This window comes from Vibrio sp. (genome assembly GCF_984391705.1).
On the sequence record NZ_CFHWOM010000034.1, the window covers coordinates 28,717 to 45,067 of the forward strand.

The following is a 16,351-nucleotide window of genomic DNA, read 5'->3' on the forward strand; positions in this document are numbered from 1 at the left end:
AATTGGGTAGAATCTGCCAACTTGATCGAAATGCCGTCAAATGACGGCTTTTCTATACTTAGCATTCAGTCATTGCTGAGTATCTATTGTCCCTAATTTTTAAGAGTTTAGTCACACCAAATCATGAAGCACATTCGTAACTTTTCGATTATCGCCCACATCGACCATGGTAAGTCGACCCTATCTGACCGTTTAATCCAAGTTTGTGGTGGTCTAAGCGACCGCGAAATGGCGGCTCAGGTTCTTGACTCCATGGATCTAGAGCGTGAGCGCGGTATCACCATCAAGTCGCAAAGTGTGACGCTTAACTACACAGCAAAAGATGGAGAAACGTACCAACTTAACTTCATCGACACCCCTGGACACGTTGACTTCGCTTATGAAGTATCTCGTTCTCTAGCGGCGTGTGAAGGCGCACTATTGGTTGTCGATGCCGGTCAGGGTGTTGAGGCTCAAACTCTTGCTAACTGTTACACTGCGATCGAAATGGATCTAGAAGTGGTGCCAATCCTAAACAAGATTGACCTTCCTGCTGCTGATCCTGAGCGTGTATCAGAAGAAATTGAAGAAATCGTTGGTATCGATGCGATGGAAGCTACGCGCTGTAGTGCGAAGACGGGCATCGGTGTTGACGACGTTCTAGAAAACATTGTATCTGCGATTCCGGCACCAGAAGGTGATCCTGAAGCTCCGCTACAAGCGCTAATTATTGACTCGTGGTTCGATAACTACCTAGGTGTTGTTTCATTAGTTCGTATCAAGAATGGTGAACTGAAGAAAAACGATAAGATCAAGGTAATGAGCACAGGTCAAGTTTGGGGTGTTGACCGTCTTGGTATCTTCACACCAAAACAAGTAGATACTGATGTTCTGCGTACTGGTGAAGTAGGCTGGGTGGTTTGTGGTATCAAAGATATTTTGGGTGCACCAGTAGGTGATACGCTGACAATGGCTAAGAATGGCAGTGAAACACCACTACCAGGCTTTAAGAAAGTGAAGCCGCAGGTATACGCAGGCTTGTTCCCAGTATCATCTGATGACTACGAAAACTTCCGTGATGCGCTAGGCAAACTAAGCCTAAATGATGCTTCTCTATTCTATGAGCCAGAAAACTCTGCAGCTCTAGGTTTTGGCTTCCGTTGTGGTTTCCTTGGCATGCTGCACATGGAAATCATTCAAGAGCGTCTAGAACGTGAATATGACCTAGACCTAATCACGACAGCTCCGACGGTAGTCTACGAAGTTGAAGAAACTAACGGCAAGATTTTGTATGTAGATAGCCCTGCTAAGCTACCAGCGGTTAACGATATCGAAGAAATTCGTGAACCTATTGCCCGCTGTAACATTCTTGTACCTTCAGAATACCTAGGTAATGTTATTACTTTGTGTGTTGAGAAGCGTGGTGTTCAAGTTGATATGGTTTACCACGGTAACCAAGTCGCGGTAACTTACGACATCCCAATGGCTGAAGTAGTTCTAGACTTCTTTGACCGTCTGAAGTCGACCTCTCGTGGTTACGCATCACTTGATTACAACTTCCAGCGTTTTGAAGCGTCGAACATGGTGCGTGTTGATGTCCTTCTTAACGGCGACACCGTTGATGCACTCGCAATGATCACTCATAAGGATCAGTCTCAGACTCGTGGTCGTCAGCTGGTTGAGAAGATGAAAGAGTTTATTCCTCGTCAGATGTTTGATATCGCGATTCAGGCAGCAATCGGTAACCACATCATCGCTCGCTCAACAGTGAAACAGCTACGTAAGAACGTAATTGCGAAGTGTTACGGTGGTGACGTGAGCCGTAAAAAGAAACTTCTGAAGAAGCAGAAAGAAGGTAAGAAACGCATGAAGCAGATCGGTAACGTAGAGCTTCCTCAAGAAGCATTCCTCGCTATTCTGCACGTTGGTAAAGACTAGAGTTGAACTACTCTCACTCCGGTCTGTCTTAAGACGTTAGATAATAAAATAAGTGAAAGGGTCTCGGCTCTTTCACTTTCGTATTTTTGAGATAAGGGAAGTCAATGGCGAATACATTTTCACTCATCCTCGTAATTGTTACTTTAGTGACGGGTATTGTCTGGGTGTTAGAAAAGCTGGTTTTTGCAAAGAAACGTCAAGCGAAAGTTGCGGAAGTTGAAGCGCAAACTAACGGTTTAGATGCTGCTGTTGTTGAAAAAGTAAAGACTCAGCCATGGTGGATCGAAAATAGTGTGTCTATTTTCCCGGTTATCGCTGCTGTGCTCGTATTGCGCTCTTTTATCTACGAACCGTTCCAAATTCCTTCAGGCTCAATGATGCCAACGTTATTGGTGGGCGATTTCATTCTAGTAGAGAAGTATGCTTATGGTTTGAAAGATCCAGTATGGCGTACTCAACTTGTTGAGACGGGTAAGCCAGAGCGTGGTGATACCGTGGTATTCAAATACCCACCACAGCCTAGTATTGATTACATTAAACGTGTTGTGGGTTTGCCGGGTGATACGGTTCGTTACAACAGCAAAAAAGAAATCTGTATTCAGTCTCCAGGCGAGACCAGCTGTAAGCCAGTGAAACTCTCGAATGTAGAAGAAAGCCAATTTATCCAAAATGGGATTCCTCTGATCCAACTTGATGAGAAGTTGGGGGAAGTAGGTCATCAGATTTTGGTTAATCCACTTCGTCGTGACCGTGTTGAAGCGTATCAGCCTCGTAATGGTGTCAATGAGTGGGTTGTGCCTGAAGGTCAGTATTTTGTGATGGGTGATAACCGTGACAATAGTGCTGACAGTCGCTACTGGGGCTTTGTTCCAGAAGCAAACCTAGTTGGTAAAGCCGTTGCAATCTGGATCAGCTTTGAGTTTGAGCGTGATGCTGACAGCATTTTACCTTCTTGGATTCCAACTGGTGTTAGGTTTAACCGCATCGGTGGTATTAACTAAATTTTCGTCTTAGTTGGCACCACAGAGTTGTGACTGCATAACCCTAGCCCTAATAACATAGAGCCTCTATGTTCATAGGGCTGGATTTATTTGTCGCTTGGCTTTGAAATCCACTATTTAGAAAATTCGAAATTATGAATGAGAGAGCATGAATTCTCCTATTGCAAAACTAGAGAAAAAGATTGGTTATCAGTTTAATGATGCTGAGCTGATCAACTTAGCGCTGACGCATCGTAGCGCTAATGGAAAACATAACGAGCGTCTTGAGTTTCTGGGCGATTCAATTTTAAGTTTTGTCATTGCTGATGATCTTTATCACCGTTTCCCAAAAGTGAATGAAGGGGACATGAGTCGTATGCGCGCAACACTTGTTCGTGGTCATACGCTTGCTGAACTAGGTCGTGAATTCGAACTAGGAGATCACTTAAAATTAGGTCCAGGTGAATTGAAAAGCGGCGGTTTTCGACGTGACTCAATTCTAGCTGATGCGGTTGAAGCGATCATTGGCGCTATCTATTTAGATAGTGATATCGAGGTTGTGCGCGGTATTATCTTGAGTTGGTACAAGTCGCGCCTTGAAGCAATTAAGCCGGGTGTTTCTCAAAAAGATCCTAAGACTCGCCTTCAAGAGTTTTTGCAGGGACGAAGAAAACCACTGCCAGCTTACACAGTGACTAATATTAAAGGTGAAGCACATAACCAAGAGTTTACGGTTTCGTGCGAAGTAGCAGGTATTGGACAGCCTGTAATTGGTAAAGGCACCAGCCGCCGCAAGGCAGAACAAGCGGCTGCTGAATTGGCACTAGAGCAATTGACCAATGACTGATTCAACAGACAACAATGAATTTGATATCGATGCGTTTTTCTCATCGAACAATGAACCAGCAAGCACACCAGAGAACCAACATTGTGGTTTTGTGGCGATTGTTGGGCGCCCAAATGTCGGTAAATCGACACTTTTAAACCGAATTTTAGGTCAGAAGATTTCGATTACTTCGCGTAAACCTCAGACTACCCGTCACCGTATTATGGGTGTGGATACTGAAGGGGATTACCAAGCGATTTTTGTTGATACTCCAGGGCTTCATATTGAAGAAAAGCGAGCTATCAACCGCTTAATGAACCGTGCGGCTAACTCATCGTTAAGTGATGTAAACCTTGTGTTCTTCTTAGTGGATGGCACGCATTGGACTGCCGATGATGAGATGGTTCTGACTAAACTGCAGAAATCGAACTTCCCAGTAGTATTGTGTGTCAACAAAGTTGATAACGTCCAAGATCGCAATGACGTTATGTTGCATATGATGGAGATGTCGAAGAAGATGGAGTTTGTTGATGTGGTGCCAATCTCGGCTAAGCATGGCAAAAACATCGATGTACTGCGTAAGCATGTTCGCGACCATTTACCTAAAGCAACACACCACTTCCCTGAAGAGTATGTGACTGACCGTTCTCAACGCTTTATGGCCTCTGAGATCGTTCGTGAGAAGCTGATGCGTTTCACTGGTGAAGAACTGCCTTATTCAGTGACGGTTGAAATCGAGCGTTTCGATTATAATCCAGAGACCGATGGTTTCCATATCAATGCACTTATCTTGGTAGAGCGTAGTGGCCAGAAAAAGATGGTGATTGGTAAAGGTGGTGAGAAGATCAAAACGATTGGCCGTGAGGCTCGCCTCGATATGGAAGAGTTGTTCGGTCGTAAGGTTTATCTAGAGACTTGGGTTAAAGTTAAATCTGGTTGGGCTGATGATGAGCGAGCACTCCGCTCATTGGGCTACATTGACGACTTATAACGAGTTAGAGGCATTACGCTTCGCTCCGAGTTAGAGTTAGTAAAAGGGGCCTTTAGGCTCCTTTTTTATGCTTAGAAGGTGATATGTCTTCAGAAGGTTTACAGCGTTGCTTTGTTTTACACCGTCGCCCTTACAGCGAATCGAGTCTAATTCTTGATGTGTTCAGTGAGGAGTATGGTCGTGTCACTTTGATGTCAAAAGGTGCACGCAGTAAGCGCTCTAATTTAAAAGGGGCGTTACAGCCATTTACCCCTCTCCTGCTGAAGTGGTCGGGAAATGGCTCGATGAAAACATTGCGCCAAGCAGAGCCTATCAGTTTAGGTTTGCCACTGACTGGTATCAATCTTTACTCGGGTATGTACGTCAATGAGCTAATTGGTCGTGTATTGATGGCGGAAGTGCCGATGCCAGCTTTGTTTCACGATTATTTACATGCATTGACAGAGCTTGCGCAATGCGACAATCCTGAGCCTGCGTTACGACGTTTTGAATTAGCGATGTTGTCAGCATTAGGTTATGGCGTCGACTTTCTTCATTGCGCAGGAAGCGGGGAGCCGATTGAGCCAACCATGACCTATCGTTATCGAGAGCAGAAAGGCTTTATTGCTTCGGTTCGCTACGACAATCTGACCTTTCGAGGTGATGAGCTTATCGCAATCAGCGAACGCAGGTTCACCACAAAAGAACAACTTAAAGCGGCAAAACGCTTTACACGTATAGCCCTAAAGCCGTATCTTGGCGGCAAACCATTAAAAAGCAGGGAATTGTTTCTTACGATGATTCCCAGAGCACGGAGTATTGGAAAATGAGCTCAATCTACCTAGGTGTAAATATCGACCATATCGCGACACTACGTAATGCACGTGGCACTAAATACCCAGATCCTGTTCATGCAGCTGAGGTAGCTGAGCGAGCAGGAGCGGATGGTATTACGATTCACCTACGTGAAGACCGCCGCCATATCAATGATAGAGATGTACGCATTTTACGTGAAACGATTCAGACTCGTATGAACCTTGAGATGGCTGTTACCGATGAAATGGTAGAAATTGCCCTGAATACTCAACCTGAATACGTATGTTTGGTGCCAGAGAAGCGTGAAGAGCTAACGACTGAAGGTGGCTTGGATGTTGTTGGTCAACTGGACAAGGTGAAAGCAGCGACGCAAAAACTAACGGCAGCAGGTATTAAAGTCTCACTCTTTATTGATGCAGACCGCGAACAGATTGACGCGGCGAAAGCATGTGGTGCGCCATTTATTGAGCTACATACTGGTCACTACGCGGATGCTGAAACGGAAGAAGATCAACAAGACGAACTGAAGAAGATTGCGGCAGGTGCAAGCTACGCAGCAGATCTTGGCATTACAGTAAACGCTGGCCACGGTTTGACTTACCATAATGTGGCTGCGATTGCGGCAATTCCAGAAATCTATGAGCTGAACATCGGCCATTCGATTATCGGCCGTGCTGCGTTTGATGGTTTGCACAAAGCGGTTGCGGATATGAAAGCGCAAATGGTTTTAGCGCGTAAGTAATTAATGGCAATTGTAGGTTTAGGCACTGACATTGCTGAGATCGAGCGCGTAGAAAAAGCGCTTGCTCGGTCTGGTGAACCATTTGCACGGCGTATTTTGACTGATAGTGAATTTGAGCGCTTTAAAACTCTTAAGCAACAAGGGCGCTTTTTAGCTAAGCGCTTTGCTGCCAAAGAGGCGGCATCAAAAGCATTAGGAACAGGAATTGCGCTAGGTGTGACCTTTCATGACTTCAATATTACCAATGATCAGTATGGTGCTCCCATTCTGACATTGAGTAATAAAGCCGAAGAAATTGCTAAAGCGAAAGGAGTTCGGTACATCCATTTGTCTATATCGGACGAGCGACATTATGCAGTCGCAACGGTAGTTTTTGAACAATAAGCGACCTTAGGTCGCTTTTTTTTTGTTCAAAGCAGTATTTTCGCGTTCCGCTCGTAACACTTTCGTTGGTTATTGGTATACTTGTAAATATAAATAAGAATTATAAATTAGCAACCTAGCGTTTAGACACAAGGACATTCGTCTATGCCTAACCAATTTTACAAGTTTATCACCCGTGGTACTTTGGCATTAAGTTTGGCGGGTTTGCCATTTTTCTCTCATGCAGTGGACTTCTCATTTTCAGGATTTGGTACTTTAGGTTATGCGTACGAGAATGAAGATGATTTAGCTTATCGCCGAGATATTACTCATACCACAGAGATTGATAAAAACGGCTCCTTTACTGTCGACTCCAATATAGGCGTTCAATTAGATGGCGCGATCAATCGACAATGGTCTTTTACCACGCAATTTCTCCTAGATCAGGGTGTGTCATACGATTTAGATGAGCTCACTGAGTTTGCTTTTATTCGTTACTCGCCTAATGCTAGTTGGGATTTTCGCGCTGGTCGCATTGGTGTAAGCGCATACGCGGCCGCAGATAGTCGTCATATCGACTATGCACATTTATGGGTCCGTCCTCCTCAAGAACTTTATGGGGGCATTGTTTTCAACTCTCTTGATGGCATTGGAGCCACCTATTACTCAAACAATGAACACTTCAATTGGAAAGCGACATTTGAGTACGGGCGCAATCAAGAAATGGGTGAGGTTCCCGTTACAAATGAAGAGTATTCGACAGACTTAGATAACGTTTTTAGTGCTTCGTTTGAAGTCGACAAAGATGCGTGGAAGTGGCAATTGTCTTACGCCTACATTGGATCTTTGACGGTGAATCATGGTAATCAAATTGAGGCTCTGCAAAGTGGCCTCAATGGCATAGCAAGTAACCCCGCAATTAACGCATTCTTTCCAAGCATAGGTGCAGAAGCGCTGTATGCTTATGACTCTTTTGTTCTTGAAGAAGAGCAAGTCAGTTACCTCCAAGCTGCGGCTATCTATTTTGACGGTCAATGGACGTTTCAAAGTGAGCTCTTCAGTATTGATGCAAAAAAAGACTCCATCCCTCAAGGGAGTGGTGGTTATGCTTTGCTAGGTCATACATTTGATAGCTTTACTCCTTACATCATGTATGGTCGATTCAAGCCAAGTACCTCTCGTTTTAAGTTAGAAGAAGATTGGAGCGTTGCTGGTCCCGAAGTCGCGTTGCTTCAACAGGGAGCGATGGCCGGCATTAATTCAGTACGAATAGATCAGTCAACCTACTCGCTGGGTGTTCGGTGGGATGTGTCTCCTTACATTGCGGTAAAAGCGCAAGTGGATCACGTTAAGATCAATCCATATGGCTACGGACTTTGGGTCTCTTCAGTGGAAAACATAAGTAAATCCACTGATGTCCAAATGTTCAGTCTTAACATGAACTTTATTTTTTAGGAGGCTGAGATGAGAATTGTAAGCCTCTCCTTATTGCTTATTGCAAGTCACGCTCATGCGGACTTTTACATTGTTGTAAACGAAAATAGCCCGATTGCAGTCTTCGCTGAAGATGACATTGCAGACGTTTACTTAGGACGAAAAAAAGTGTTGGGCTCTACCTATATTGATCAGGTTCTTGACCGCACTGGAGAAGACAGGAAACGCTTTTTTGAAACAGTAACCAATATGAGTGAGAGCCAGGTCAATGCGTATTGGGCTAAGCTTAAATTTTCCGGCAGTATGCGGGCTCCCGAGGAGGTGAGTTCGAATCAGGTGCTGCTAGAGAAACTCGCTGAGAACCCACAGGCAATTGGCTACATGATGGAAAAGCCTCCTGAAGGTTCAGGGGTTAAGGTAGCGCTACAAATCAATGAATAGACCTAAGCTGAACTCGCTCTCAAATAAGTTGCTAAAAATAATCACTATTTTGGCACTAACTTATTTGGTTCTTATTTTGGTGATTATGATTCCGGTTGGTTTTGCACAAGCGGATAGAGATCATAAAGAGTTAGAGCAAAAACTCGTTCTTTCCTTATCGGGTTCAGCAGCGATCGCTTTGTATGTTAATAATGCCGAAATCGCCGATGAAGTCATATCAGCCTTATTACTGCATAAAGAAATAGATGCTGTGCGTTTAGAGAGCGATGATGGTGTTTCATTTGCATCGAATCATATGACTCTGGAGGAGAAAGACCCTTGGGGACACGCCAACAAATATCGTCTTTACTCTCCGACTAATGGTGAACCTTTAGGGACACTTTATATTCACAATAATCATTCTGCCTTACAGCAGACCACTTTGTCACAAGTGTTCAACCAGGTCATGTTTATCTTAATCCAGTTTCTGGTGACGGTAATTGCTTTGATTATGGTGTTTAAGCGTATTGTCGGTCAGCCGCTAGCGGAGTTATCTGATGCTATGTATAGTGCGACGCCTGAGGATCCAAAGACCATTCCCATTGATCTTGAGAACAAGAATAATGAACTAGGCGTTGTGATCCATAGTGTTAATACCTTCATTGAGAACTCCCGCCAGGCGATTGAGCGTGAGAGAGAGCTTCGCTCTCAAATTGAGCACTGGGAGCACTACTACCGAAACATGGCCGAACAAGACACCTTAACTGGATTGAAGAATCGTCTTGGTTGTGAGAAGTACATCGAACAAGCATCACGTTCTAGCCAGGCGATTGCATTGCTGCTGGTTGATCTTGATGGTTTTAAATCCGTCAACGATACTCACGGTCATGCGGCAGGAGATCTAATCTTAACTGAAATCGCGAGCCGCTTTTCCGATTTACAAGCGAAAAGTAATATCCCTGGAGTGGTAGGTCGCATTGGGGGAGATGAATTCGTTATTTACTTAGTGTTGCAGCAAAATGACCACGAATTGCTAGCTCGTATCGCTAAAGAAGCGATTGAGTTAGCCAACCTTCCCTCTATGTACAATGGGCACTCGATTAATGTGGGATGTAGTATCGGTATAGCAATTCAGCCAAGTAAAGGCATTGTAATCGAGAAACTCCTGCACAGGGCTGACCAAGCGATGTATCGAGTCAAGCAGGAAGGTAAAAACAGCTATCATTTTTACCAAGGGGAATATAAGGCTCACGCAGACGGATAAGTCGGGCATGAGCCTCTATTGTGACTAAGAGCTCGTGCCTAAATAAGGCTGTGCACTTGCAACGACCTTCTCCATTTCGTCTTGAAGTTCGAATAATTCGGGTTCGATCTCTTCGATTTCAACTCCCGAACGTAACTCTTTTTCAATGGTTGCACAGATGCCTTTCAATCTAGGTACTCCACAGTATGAGCTGCTGCCGTGGAGTTTGTGGATATGATGGATTAACTGCTCAGTGTCAAAATGATCGTCCTCTAAGGCACCTTCGACAATGGCCTCTACTTCCGGAATATAGTCAATCAGCATTTGAAGCATATCTTTCGCAAGATCTTCCTTGTTCGCGGACTGTTTGAGTGCAGCTTGCCAATCAATGATCATATTCGAGTGCGGCGCTGTTTCAGCTTGGTTGTGCTCAACAGGATCTGGTTGGCTAGAGAGGTCGAGTTTTTCCAATTGATCATCTGTTGTTTGCGGACTCCAGTGCATCAGCACTTGCTGCAACACATGCTCTTCTATCGGCTTGGTTAGGTAGTCATCCATACCTGCATTCAGTAAGCGGTCGCGCTCGCCACTCATCGCATGAGCGGTTACTGCAATCACAGGTGTGTTGGCATTAAGCTCTGTTTGTTTTATTTTTTCACAAGCGGTCACCCCGTCCATCTGAGGCATTTGAATATCCATCAAGATAATATCGAAATGGTTTACTTCCGCTTGCCTCACCGCATCTACGCCATTAGTACAAGTGATCACTTTTTCTACACGCTCTTGCAGCAGCGCACTAATCAATTTGAGGTTAGCTGGGTTGTCATCCACTGCCATGACAGTGAGCGGTAGAGTTTCATTGTGAATCGCAATGCTTGATTCAATTAATGGCAAGCTCTCTTGATTTGCAGACAGTGTTTGCAGCAGACGCCTGCGAGATAGAGGCTTGGTGATACAGTGGACAGGGTAGGACTGTATCAAATGATCAGACAGGGCCAACGTTGTACTCGGAACACCGACAACAACGTGTGATGCGCAGCGCAGAGCTTGCTCAACTTGAAGCTCGACGGCTGTCGTTTTGTGCTCTTTATTTGTTGCTAGATTTAACAGCACGTAATCGAACTGCTCGACTTCATCTGGCAGGCTGGAGCGGTATGTGACCATGAGCCCCGCCTGTACTAACAGCTGCTGCGTAACCGATGCCGCTTGCATGTTTGGCTCAACTAGCAGTAATGAGCGTTGTTTAAGACTATCGGTTTCAATCATCTCGGTGACTGGCATATCTGTCGCATTCAAACGTAGAGTGAACCAGAACGTAGAACCTTGGTGGAGGCGGCTGGTTAAGCTAATTTCACCGCCCATTTGGCTAACGAGTTTTTGGGTGATAACTAGGCCAAGGCCCGTCCCCCCGTAGCGACGTGAGATACTTGCATCAGCCTGACTAAAGGCTTGGAAAAGCTGAGCTTGTTGACGTTCGGAAATGCCGATCCCTGTGTCTCGAACCATAAACTGCAGCTCGACAACATCGTCTTTCTGAGAACGCATTTCGACGCTGATATCTATGTTGCCGTGTTCCGTAAACTTAATTGAGTTACCGACTAAGTTGGTAAGAACTTGTTGAATACGTAGTGAGTCACCAACCAAGCCTGCAGGGATCTTAGGATCGATCTTCAAGGTCAGCTCGAGTCCTTTCTCGTGAGCGCTGGTGGCTTGTAGGCTGACGACCTCTTCTAGAGACTCTTGGAAATCAAATGGAATATTCTCTAGTGCAAGCTTACCTGCCTCTAGTTTTGAGAAATCAAGGATATCATTGATGATATTGAGTAGATTGGTCGCTGATTTCTCAATGGTTTGCAGATAATCGGTTTGGCTGTTCGTCAGCTTAGTTTTTAGCATTTGGCGAGTAAAGCCAATCACGCCATTCAGTGGTGTACGAAGCTCGTGGGACATATTTGCCAAGAACTCGGATTTTACGCGCGCTGCTTCTTGAGCTCGTTTTTTGGCGATATCAAGTTCAACGTTTTGAATTTCTAACTGTTCTAACGTTTCACGTAAGTCTGATGTTGCTTGGTCAATACTATGTTGCATCTCGACATGGTACTCAGACAATGAAACTGCCATCGCGTTGATACCGTTTTTTAGCGAATCTAGCTCACCATGCATTTTGCCTTCAATACGAACGTCGAGGTGGCCGCGACGAATACGGTCGACCATGTTTTTCATATGCGAAATTGGGCGGGTTACGTCATACATCAACCGATAAGCGAATACGGCAGACAGCCCGAGGCCAATTAATAGGACTAATACTGCAGAAAATACCTCTTGATATTGTTGTAAGCGCAGTGATGATAAATCGAGCTCGACAGCGACGTAACCCAGTGCAGGTGTATTTTCTTTACCGCGACTTGTGGCAATCAAACCAGATTCAGCAATAACGGGCGCGCGCATAATCAAGGTGTTTTCATTGAGTACCGAGCTACCTAACAGTGGAATAGGTTCATTCTTAGGGTAGGTCAAAGACTCAAAGTTAGGGTGGAAGTTCGAGGTGACAAACAACTCGTGGTTGTAGTCGAATACCGCAATACTACGAACAAACTTAGAGTTTTTACGATGCGCGTAGCTGATGATGCGCCGTACGGACTCTCGACTATTATTCTTAAGGCCATCTTCACTGGCGATGGCCAAAGGTTCAATAATATTTAAGCCTGAGTTGTACACTTGAAGTTCAAGGTCGTGATATCGGTTGAAAGAGAAAAAAGCACTCAGAAGTAACCCGATAATCAGCGTCGGCGCTAAGGTTAGGGTAATAACGCGGGCACGTAAGCCATATCTTGTCATTATTGTCTAAACATCGTGGTGTGGATATGGGAAAATAGTCGCAATATAAAGATGAGACTGCCGAATCCTTAAGCATAATCAACTCGGTCAGCTCACACAATGATTCAGGCACAAAAGGTGGAACCTGAACAGCAATTCGAGCAATTTAAATAGGCATAGAGCATGGCGCGTTTTTTCCAACCGAAGAAGAAAACTCAATTCAACACAAAGCACCAATCCGTTTTGGTCGAGAAACTTGATCATCACGGTGCCGGGATCGCCTATCAAAACAAAAAGCCTATTTTTATTGAAGGGGCGCTACCAGGAGAACAAGTACTGGTTCAGCTTACTGAGAGTAAAAGCAAATACGCCCGCGCGAATCTTATTAAGATTCAGAATAAAAGTGCCGAGCGTATTAAGCCGTTTTGTCCGCACTATCAAGAGTGCGGTGGTTGTAATATGCAGCACCTCGACATTGAAAAGCAGCAACAACACAAACAACAAACACTGTCGCAGTTAATGAAAAAGTTCTCTGGTCAGACTGCGTCGTTAGATGCTCCCTTGGTGGGCGAGTCGTTAGGTTATCGCCGACGGGCCCGTGTGAGCCTGATGTTGGATAAGAAATTACGTCAGCTACAGTTCGGTTTTCGTAAAAAGCAAAGCAAAGACATCGTTAATGTTGTTGATTGCCCAGTGCTTGATAGTGGCTTAAATGAGTTGATGCCACCATTGTTCGAGTTACTAAAAACGTTTCGTCATCAAGAGGCTTTAGGTCATTTAGAATTGGTGAAAGGTGATAATACTCGAGTGATTGTTTTGCGCCATATGAAGCCGCTTGAAGAGCAAGATCGGGCGGCATTGGAAACTTTTGCGAATGAACACAATGTGAGTCTATATCTCATGCCGCAAAGCGATGTTCTGGAGCGCGTGATAGGCGAGCAGGCTCATTATTTAGAGGCGGGAGCAACGATCCCATTTGAGCCAAACAACTTTATTCAAGTGAATCAACGCGTGAACCAGCAGATGGTTGTTCAGGCACTGAACTGGCTTGATTTGAACGCTAATGATCGTGTGCTAGATCTCTTTTGTGGCTTGGGTAACTTCAGTTTACCAATGGCGAATCAAGTGCGTGATGTAGTTGGTGTGGAAGGCGTCGATGCAATGGTTGAGAAGGCAACGTCTAATGCTAAGCTCAATCAATTGGATAACGCGCGATTCTTCCAAGCCAATTTGGAACAAGATATGTCTGGTCAGCCCTGGGCGAGCGAAAAATTTGATAAAATACTACTCGATCCAGCGCGAGCAGGAGCGAGTGGTATCGTAGATCAACTTTCTGGCCTTGGTGCTTCGAGAGTCGTTTATGTTTCCTGTAATCCTGCTACCCTAGCAAGAGACTCACAAAGCTTGCTAAATCAGGGTTTCCAACTGAAAAAGTTAGGCATGCTGGATATGTTTCCACATACCAGTCACCTAGAATCCATGGCGCTTTTTGTTAAGGATTAAACTTATTACCATAAAGTGAGTCAGACTCTGGGATAAGTCGAAGAAAAACTAAAAACTAGGACGAAAAAGATGGTTGCGGTAAGAAGCGCACATTTGAACCAAGACGAACAGTTTGAGCTAGATAAATGGATTGCGAGCCTAAATCAGGACGCAAATGTGGCGAAACGTCTCAAAGAGGTGTACCGCCAATGTGAAACCATTTTACAAGGCAATGATCAAGGCCCGCTTTTATTGTGGCGTGGCCGAGAAATGATTGAGATCTTAATTACCCTTTCTATGGACAAGGCAACTTTAGTGGCTGCCTTGCTTTTTCCATTGGTCTCAAGCGGTGCCTATGACCGCGAAAAATTTGAAGAAGACTTTGGCAAAGAAACCATCAAATTGATTGATGGTGTGGAAGAAATGGCAGCGTTGGGGCAATTAAACGTCACAATGGAAGGGAGCGCCGCATCGACTCAGGTGGATAATGTCCGCAGAATGTTACTTGCCATGGTGGATGATTTCCGTTGTGTCATCATCAAACTTGCAGAACGAATTGCTAACCTTGTTGAAGTAAAGCAAGCGCCAGAAGAAGTTCGTCAAGCCGCCGCGAAAGAGTGTGCCAATATTTATGCGCCGCTAGCGAACCGTCTTGGTATCGGTCAGCTGAAATGGGAAATGGAAGACTACGCATTCCGTTACCAACAACCAGATACCTATAAGCAAATTGCTAAGCAGCTTTCTGAACGCCGCATTGTTCGTGAGCAGTATATTACCGACTTTGTTGATGACTTAACTTCAGAAATGAAGGCTTCCTCTATCAATGCAGAAGTGAGTGGTCGTCCAAAACACATCTACAGTATCTGGCGCAAAATGCAGAAGAAAGGTCTCGCTTTTGACGAGCTCTTTGACGTACGTGCCGTGCGTATCATTGCTGACAAACTGCAAGACTGTTATGCCGCTCTAGGTACAGTTCATACCAAATACAAGCACCTGCCTAGTGAATTTGATGACTATGTGGCGAACCCAAAACCTAACGGGTATCAGTCAATTCATACGGTTATATTGGGGCCTGAAGGTAAAACAATCGAGATCCAGATTCGCACCAAAGAGATGCATGAAGACTCTGAACTCGGCGTTGCTGCACACTGGAAGTACAAAGAAGGTGGTGGCGGTCGTAGTGGCTATGATGAGAAGATCACATGGCTACGTAAGCTGCTGGATTGGCAAGAAGAGATGTCAGACTCTGGTGAAATGCTCGACGAAGTGCGTAGCCAAGTCTTCGACGATCGAGTTTATGCCTTTACGCCACGCGGTGATGTTGTTGACCTGCCAATGGGCGCGACGCCGCTTGATTTTGCTTACCATATTCACTCAATGGTGGGCCATCGTTGTATCGGTGCGAAAGTAGCTGGGCGTATTGTTCCGTTTACTCATAAGCTGCAAATGGGTGACCAGGTAGAAATTATCACCTCCAAAGAGCCGAACCCGTCGCGCGATTGGTTAAACCCTTCGACTGGCTTTGTCACTTCAGGCCGTGCTCGTGCCAAGATCAATGCTTGGTTCCGTAAACAGAGCCGTGAGAAGAATCTTGAAGCGGGTCGTGAGATCCTAGAGCAAGAGCTCACAAAGATTGGTGCAACGCTAAAAGATGCTGAGCAATATGGTCTCAAGCGTTTCAATATGAATACGCCAGATGAGCTTTATGTGGGTGTCGGTAGCGGCGATTTACGCATTAACCAAATCATTAACCACATCAATGCGCTGGTGAATAAGCCAACTGCAGAAGAGGAAGATCAACAAGCGCTTGAGAAGTTGCAAGAAGCTGAAAACAAAGCACCTGTTCAAAGTCGTCCTAAAAAAGATGCGGTAGTGGTTGAAGGCGTTGATAACCTAATGACCCATTTGGCACGTTGTTGTCAACCAATTCCAGGTGATGAGATTGCAGGCTATATTACTCAAGGCCGAGGTATTTCTGTTCACCGTGCGGACTGTGAGCAACTAGAAGAGCTTCGCCACCATGCTCCCGAACGTATCATCGACACTGTATGGGGCAGCGGTTTCGTCGGCTCATATATCTTAACTGTTCGAGTTGAAGCAATGGAGCGAGGCGGTTTACTCAAAGACATCACCACGTTGTTTGCAAACGAGAAGATCAAAGTCACTAGCATGAAGAGCCGAGTTGATTATCGTAAGCAGCTATCAATCATGGACTTTGACCTAGAAGTTACCAACATTGAAGTACTACAACGAGTGTCAAAGCGCGTTGAGCAGATTAAGGATGTCATGTCGGTGAAGCGCTTAGGCTAACTTTCACGTCGTACTTGTCACTTTTACTGCG

13 protein-coding genes are annotated in these 16,351 nt (G+C 45.0%); 12 read left to right on the top strand and 1 reads right to left on the bottom strand.

Annotated features, from left to right (window positions below; genetic code table 11):
- The first annotated feature begins 123 nt into the window (after nt 1–123).
- The 10 genes from lepA (at nt 124) to AC4MRV_RS15445 (ending at nt 9,732) form a co-directional block, all read left to right on the top strand.
- Nucleotides 124–1,917 carry a translation elongation factor 4 gene (gene lepA / locus AC4MRV_RS15400; RefSeq protein WP_491188211.1) on the top strand — a complete coding sequence of 598 codons (1,794 nt, stop codon included), beginning with the start codon at nt 124–126 and terminating at the stop codon, nt 1,915–1,917.
- 104 nt (nt 1,918–2,021) lie between these two features.
- On the top strand, nt 2,022–2,918 hold the full coding sequence (gene lepB, locus AC4MRV_RS15405) for a signal peptidase I (protein WP_491188212.1): 897 nt from the start codon (nt 2,022–2,024) through the stop codon (nt 2,916–2,918).
- 148 nt (nt 2,919–3,066) lie between these two features.
- Nucleotides 3,067–3,744 carry a ribonuclease III gene (rnc, locus tag AC4MRV_RS15410; protein WP_491188213.1) on the top strand — a complete coding sequence of 226 codons (678 nt, stop codon included), beginning with the start codon at nt 3,067–3,069 and terminating at the stop codon, nt 3,742–3,744.
- A complete protein-coding gene (gene era, locus AC4MRV_RS15415; protein WP_491188214.1) occupies nt 3,737–4,714 on the top strand; it encodes a GTPase Era in 978 nt (325 codons plus the stop codon). Before rnc ends, era begins: the two co-directional genes overlap by 8 nt.
- 83 nt (nt 4,715–4,797) lie before the next feature.
- On the top strand, nt 4,798–5,523 hold the full coding sequence (recO, locus tag AC4MRV_RS15420) for a DNA repair protein RecO (protein ID WP_491188215.1): 726 nt from the start codon (nt 4,798–4,800) through the stop codon (nt 5,521–5,523).
- The gene (gene pdxJ / locus AC4MRV_RS15425; protein WP_491188216.1) at nt 5,520–6,251 is read left to right on the top strand and encodes a pyridoxine 5'-phosphate synthase; all 732 of its coding nucleotides are present in this window, start codon (nt 5,520–5,522) and stop codon (nt 6,249–6,251) included. Before recO ends, pdxJ begins: the two co-directional genes overlap by 4 nt.
- 3 nt (nt 6,252–6,254) lie before the next feature.
- Entirely contained in the window at nt 6,255–6,635 is a 381-nt protein-coding gene (gene acpS / locus AC4MRV_RS15430) for a holo-ACP synthase (RefSeq protein WP_491188217.1), read from the top strand.
- Between the two features lie 144 nt (nt 6,636–6,779).
- Complete coding sequence (locus tag AC4MRV_RS15435; RefSeq protein WP_491188218.1) at nt 6,780–8,069, top strand: hypothetical protein; 1,290 nt, start codon at nt 6,780–6,782, stop codon at nt 8,067–8,069.
- A 9-nt stretch (nt 8,070–8,078) separates the two neighbouring features.
- Nucleotides 8,079–8,489 (top strand): hypothetical protein, encoded by a 411-nt coding sequence (locus tag AC4MRV_RS15440; RefSeq protein WP_491188219.1) that lies wholly within the window; start codon nt 8,079–8,081, stop codon nt 8,487–8,489.
- Nucleotides 8,482–9,732 (top strand): diguanylate cyclase domain-containing protein, encoded by a 1,251-nt coding sequence (locus AC4MRV_RS15445; protein WP_491188220.1) that lies wholly within the window; start codon nt 8,482–8,484, stop codon nt 9,730–9,732. The genes AC4MRV_RS15440 and AC4MRV_RS15445 overlap by 8 nt, the downstream gene beginning before the upstream one ends.
- 24 nt (nt 9,733–9,756) lie before the next feature.
- Here AC4MRV_RS15445 and barA read toward each other — a convergent pair whose 3' ends face one another.
- Entirely contained in the window at nt 9,757–12,549 is a 2,793-nt protein-coding gene (gene barA, locus AC4MRV_RS15450) for a two-component sensor histidine kinase BarA (protein WP_491188221.1), read from the bottom strand.
- Nucleotides 12,550–12,711: 162 nt separating this feature from the next.
- Between barA and rlmD the strand changes: the two genes are divergently transcribed.
- Both rlmD and relA read left to right on the top strand, forming a co-directional pair.
- Nucleotides 12,712–14,031, top strand: coding sequence for a 23S rRNA (uracil(1939)-C(5))-methyltransferase RlmD (gene rlmD, locus AC4MRV_RS15455; protein ID WP_491188222.1), 1,320 nt, complete (start codon nt 12,712–12,714; stop codon nt 14,029–14,031).
- Nucleotides 14,032–14,100: 69 nt separating this feature from the next.
- Nucleotides 14,101–16,320, top strand: a complete 2,220-nt coding sequence (gene relA / locus AC4MRV_RS15460; RefSeq protein WP_491188223.1) for a GTP diphosphokinase — start codon at nt 14,101–14,103, stop codon at nt 16,318–16,320.
- Nucleotides 16,321–16,351 lie beyond the last annotated feature (31 nt).

What these genes read in the sequence shown, in the direction of transcription:
- lepB (WP_491188212.1), top strand. Translation starts at nt 2,022, where the DNA reads ATGGCGAATACATTTTCACTCATCCTCGTAATTGTTACTTTAGTGACG.
- lepA (WP_491188211.1), top strand. Translation starts at nt 124, where the DNA reads ATGAAGCACATTCGTAACTTTTCGATTATCGCCCACATCGACCATGGT.
- rlmD (WP_491188222.1), top strand. Translation starts at nt 12,712, where the DNA reads ATGGCGCGTTTTTTCCAACCGAAGAAGAAAACTCAATTCAACACAAAG.
- relA (WP_491188223.1), top strand. Translation starts at nt 14,101, where the DNA reads ATGGTTGCGGTAAGAAGCGCACATTTGAACCAAGACGAACAGTTTGAG.
- AC4MRV_RS15445 (WP_491188220.1), top strand. Translation starts at nt 8,482, where the DNA reads ATGAATAGACCTAAGCTGAACTCGCTCTCAAATAAGTTGCTAAAAATA.
- barA (WP_491188221.1), bottom strand. Translation starts at nt 12,549, where the DNA reads ATGACAAGATATGGCTTACGTGCCCGCGTTATTACCCTAACCTTAGCG.
- recO (WP_491188215.1), top strand. Translation starts at nt 4,798, where the DNA reads ATGTCTTCAGAAGGTTTACAGCGTTGCTTTGTTTTACACCGTCGCCCT.
- rnc (WP_491188213.1), top strand. Translation starts at nt 3,067, where the DNA reads ATGAATTCTCCTATTGCAAAACTAGAGAAAAAGATTGGTTATCAGTTT.
- acpS (WP_491188217.1), top strand. Translation starts at nt 6,255, where the DNA reads ATGGCAATTGTAGGTTTAGGCACTGACATTGCTGAGATCGAGCGCGTA.
- pdxJ (WP_491188216.1), top strand. Translation starts at nt 5,520, where the DNA reads ATGAGCTCAATCTACCTAGGTGTAAATATCGACCATATCGCGACACTA.
- era (WP_491188214.1), top strand. Translation starts at nt 3,737, where the DNA reads ATGACTGATTCAACAGACAACAATGAATTTGATATCGATGCGTTTTTC.
- AC4MRV_RS15440 (WP_491188219.1), top strand. Translation starts at nt 8,079, where the DNA reads ATGAGAATTGTAAGCCTCTCCTTATTGCTTATTGCAAGTCACGCTCAT.
- AC4MRV_RS15435 (WP_491188218.1), top strand. Translation starts at nt 6,780, where the DNA reads ATGCCTAACCAATTTTACAAGTTTATCACCCGTGGTACTTTGGCATTA.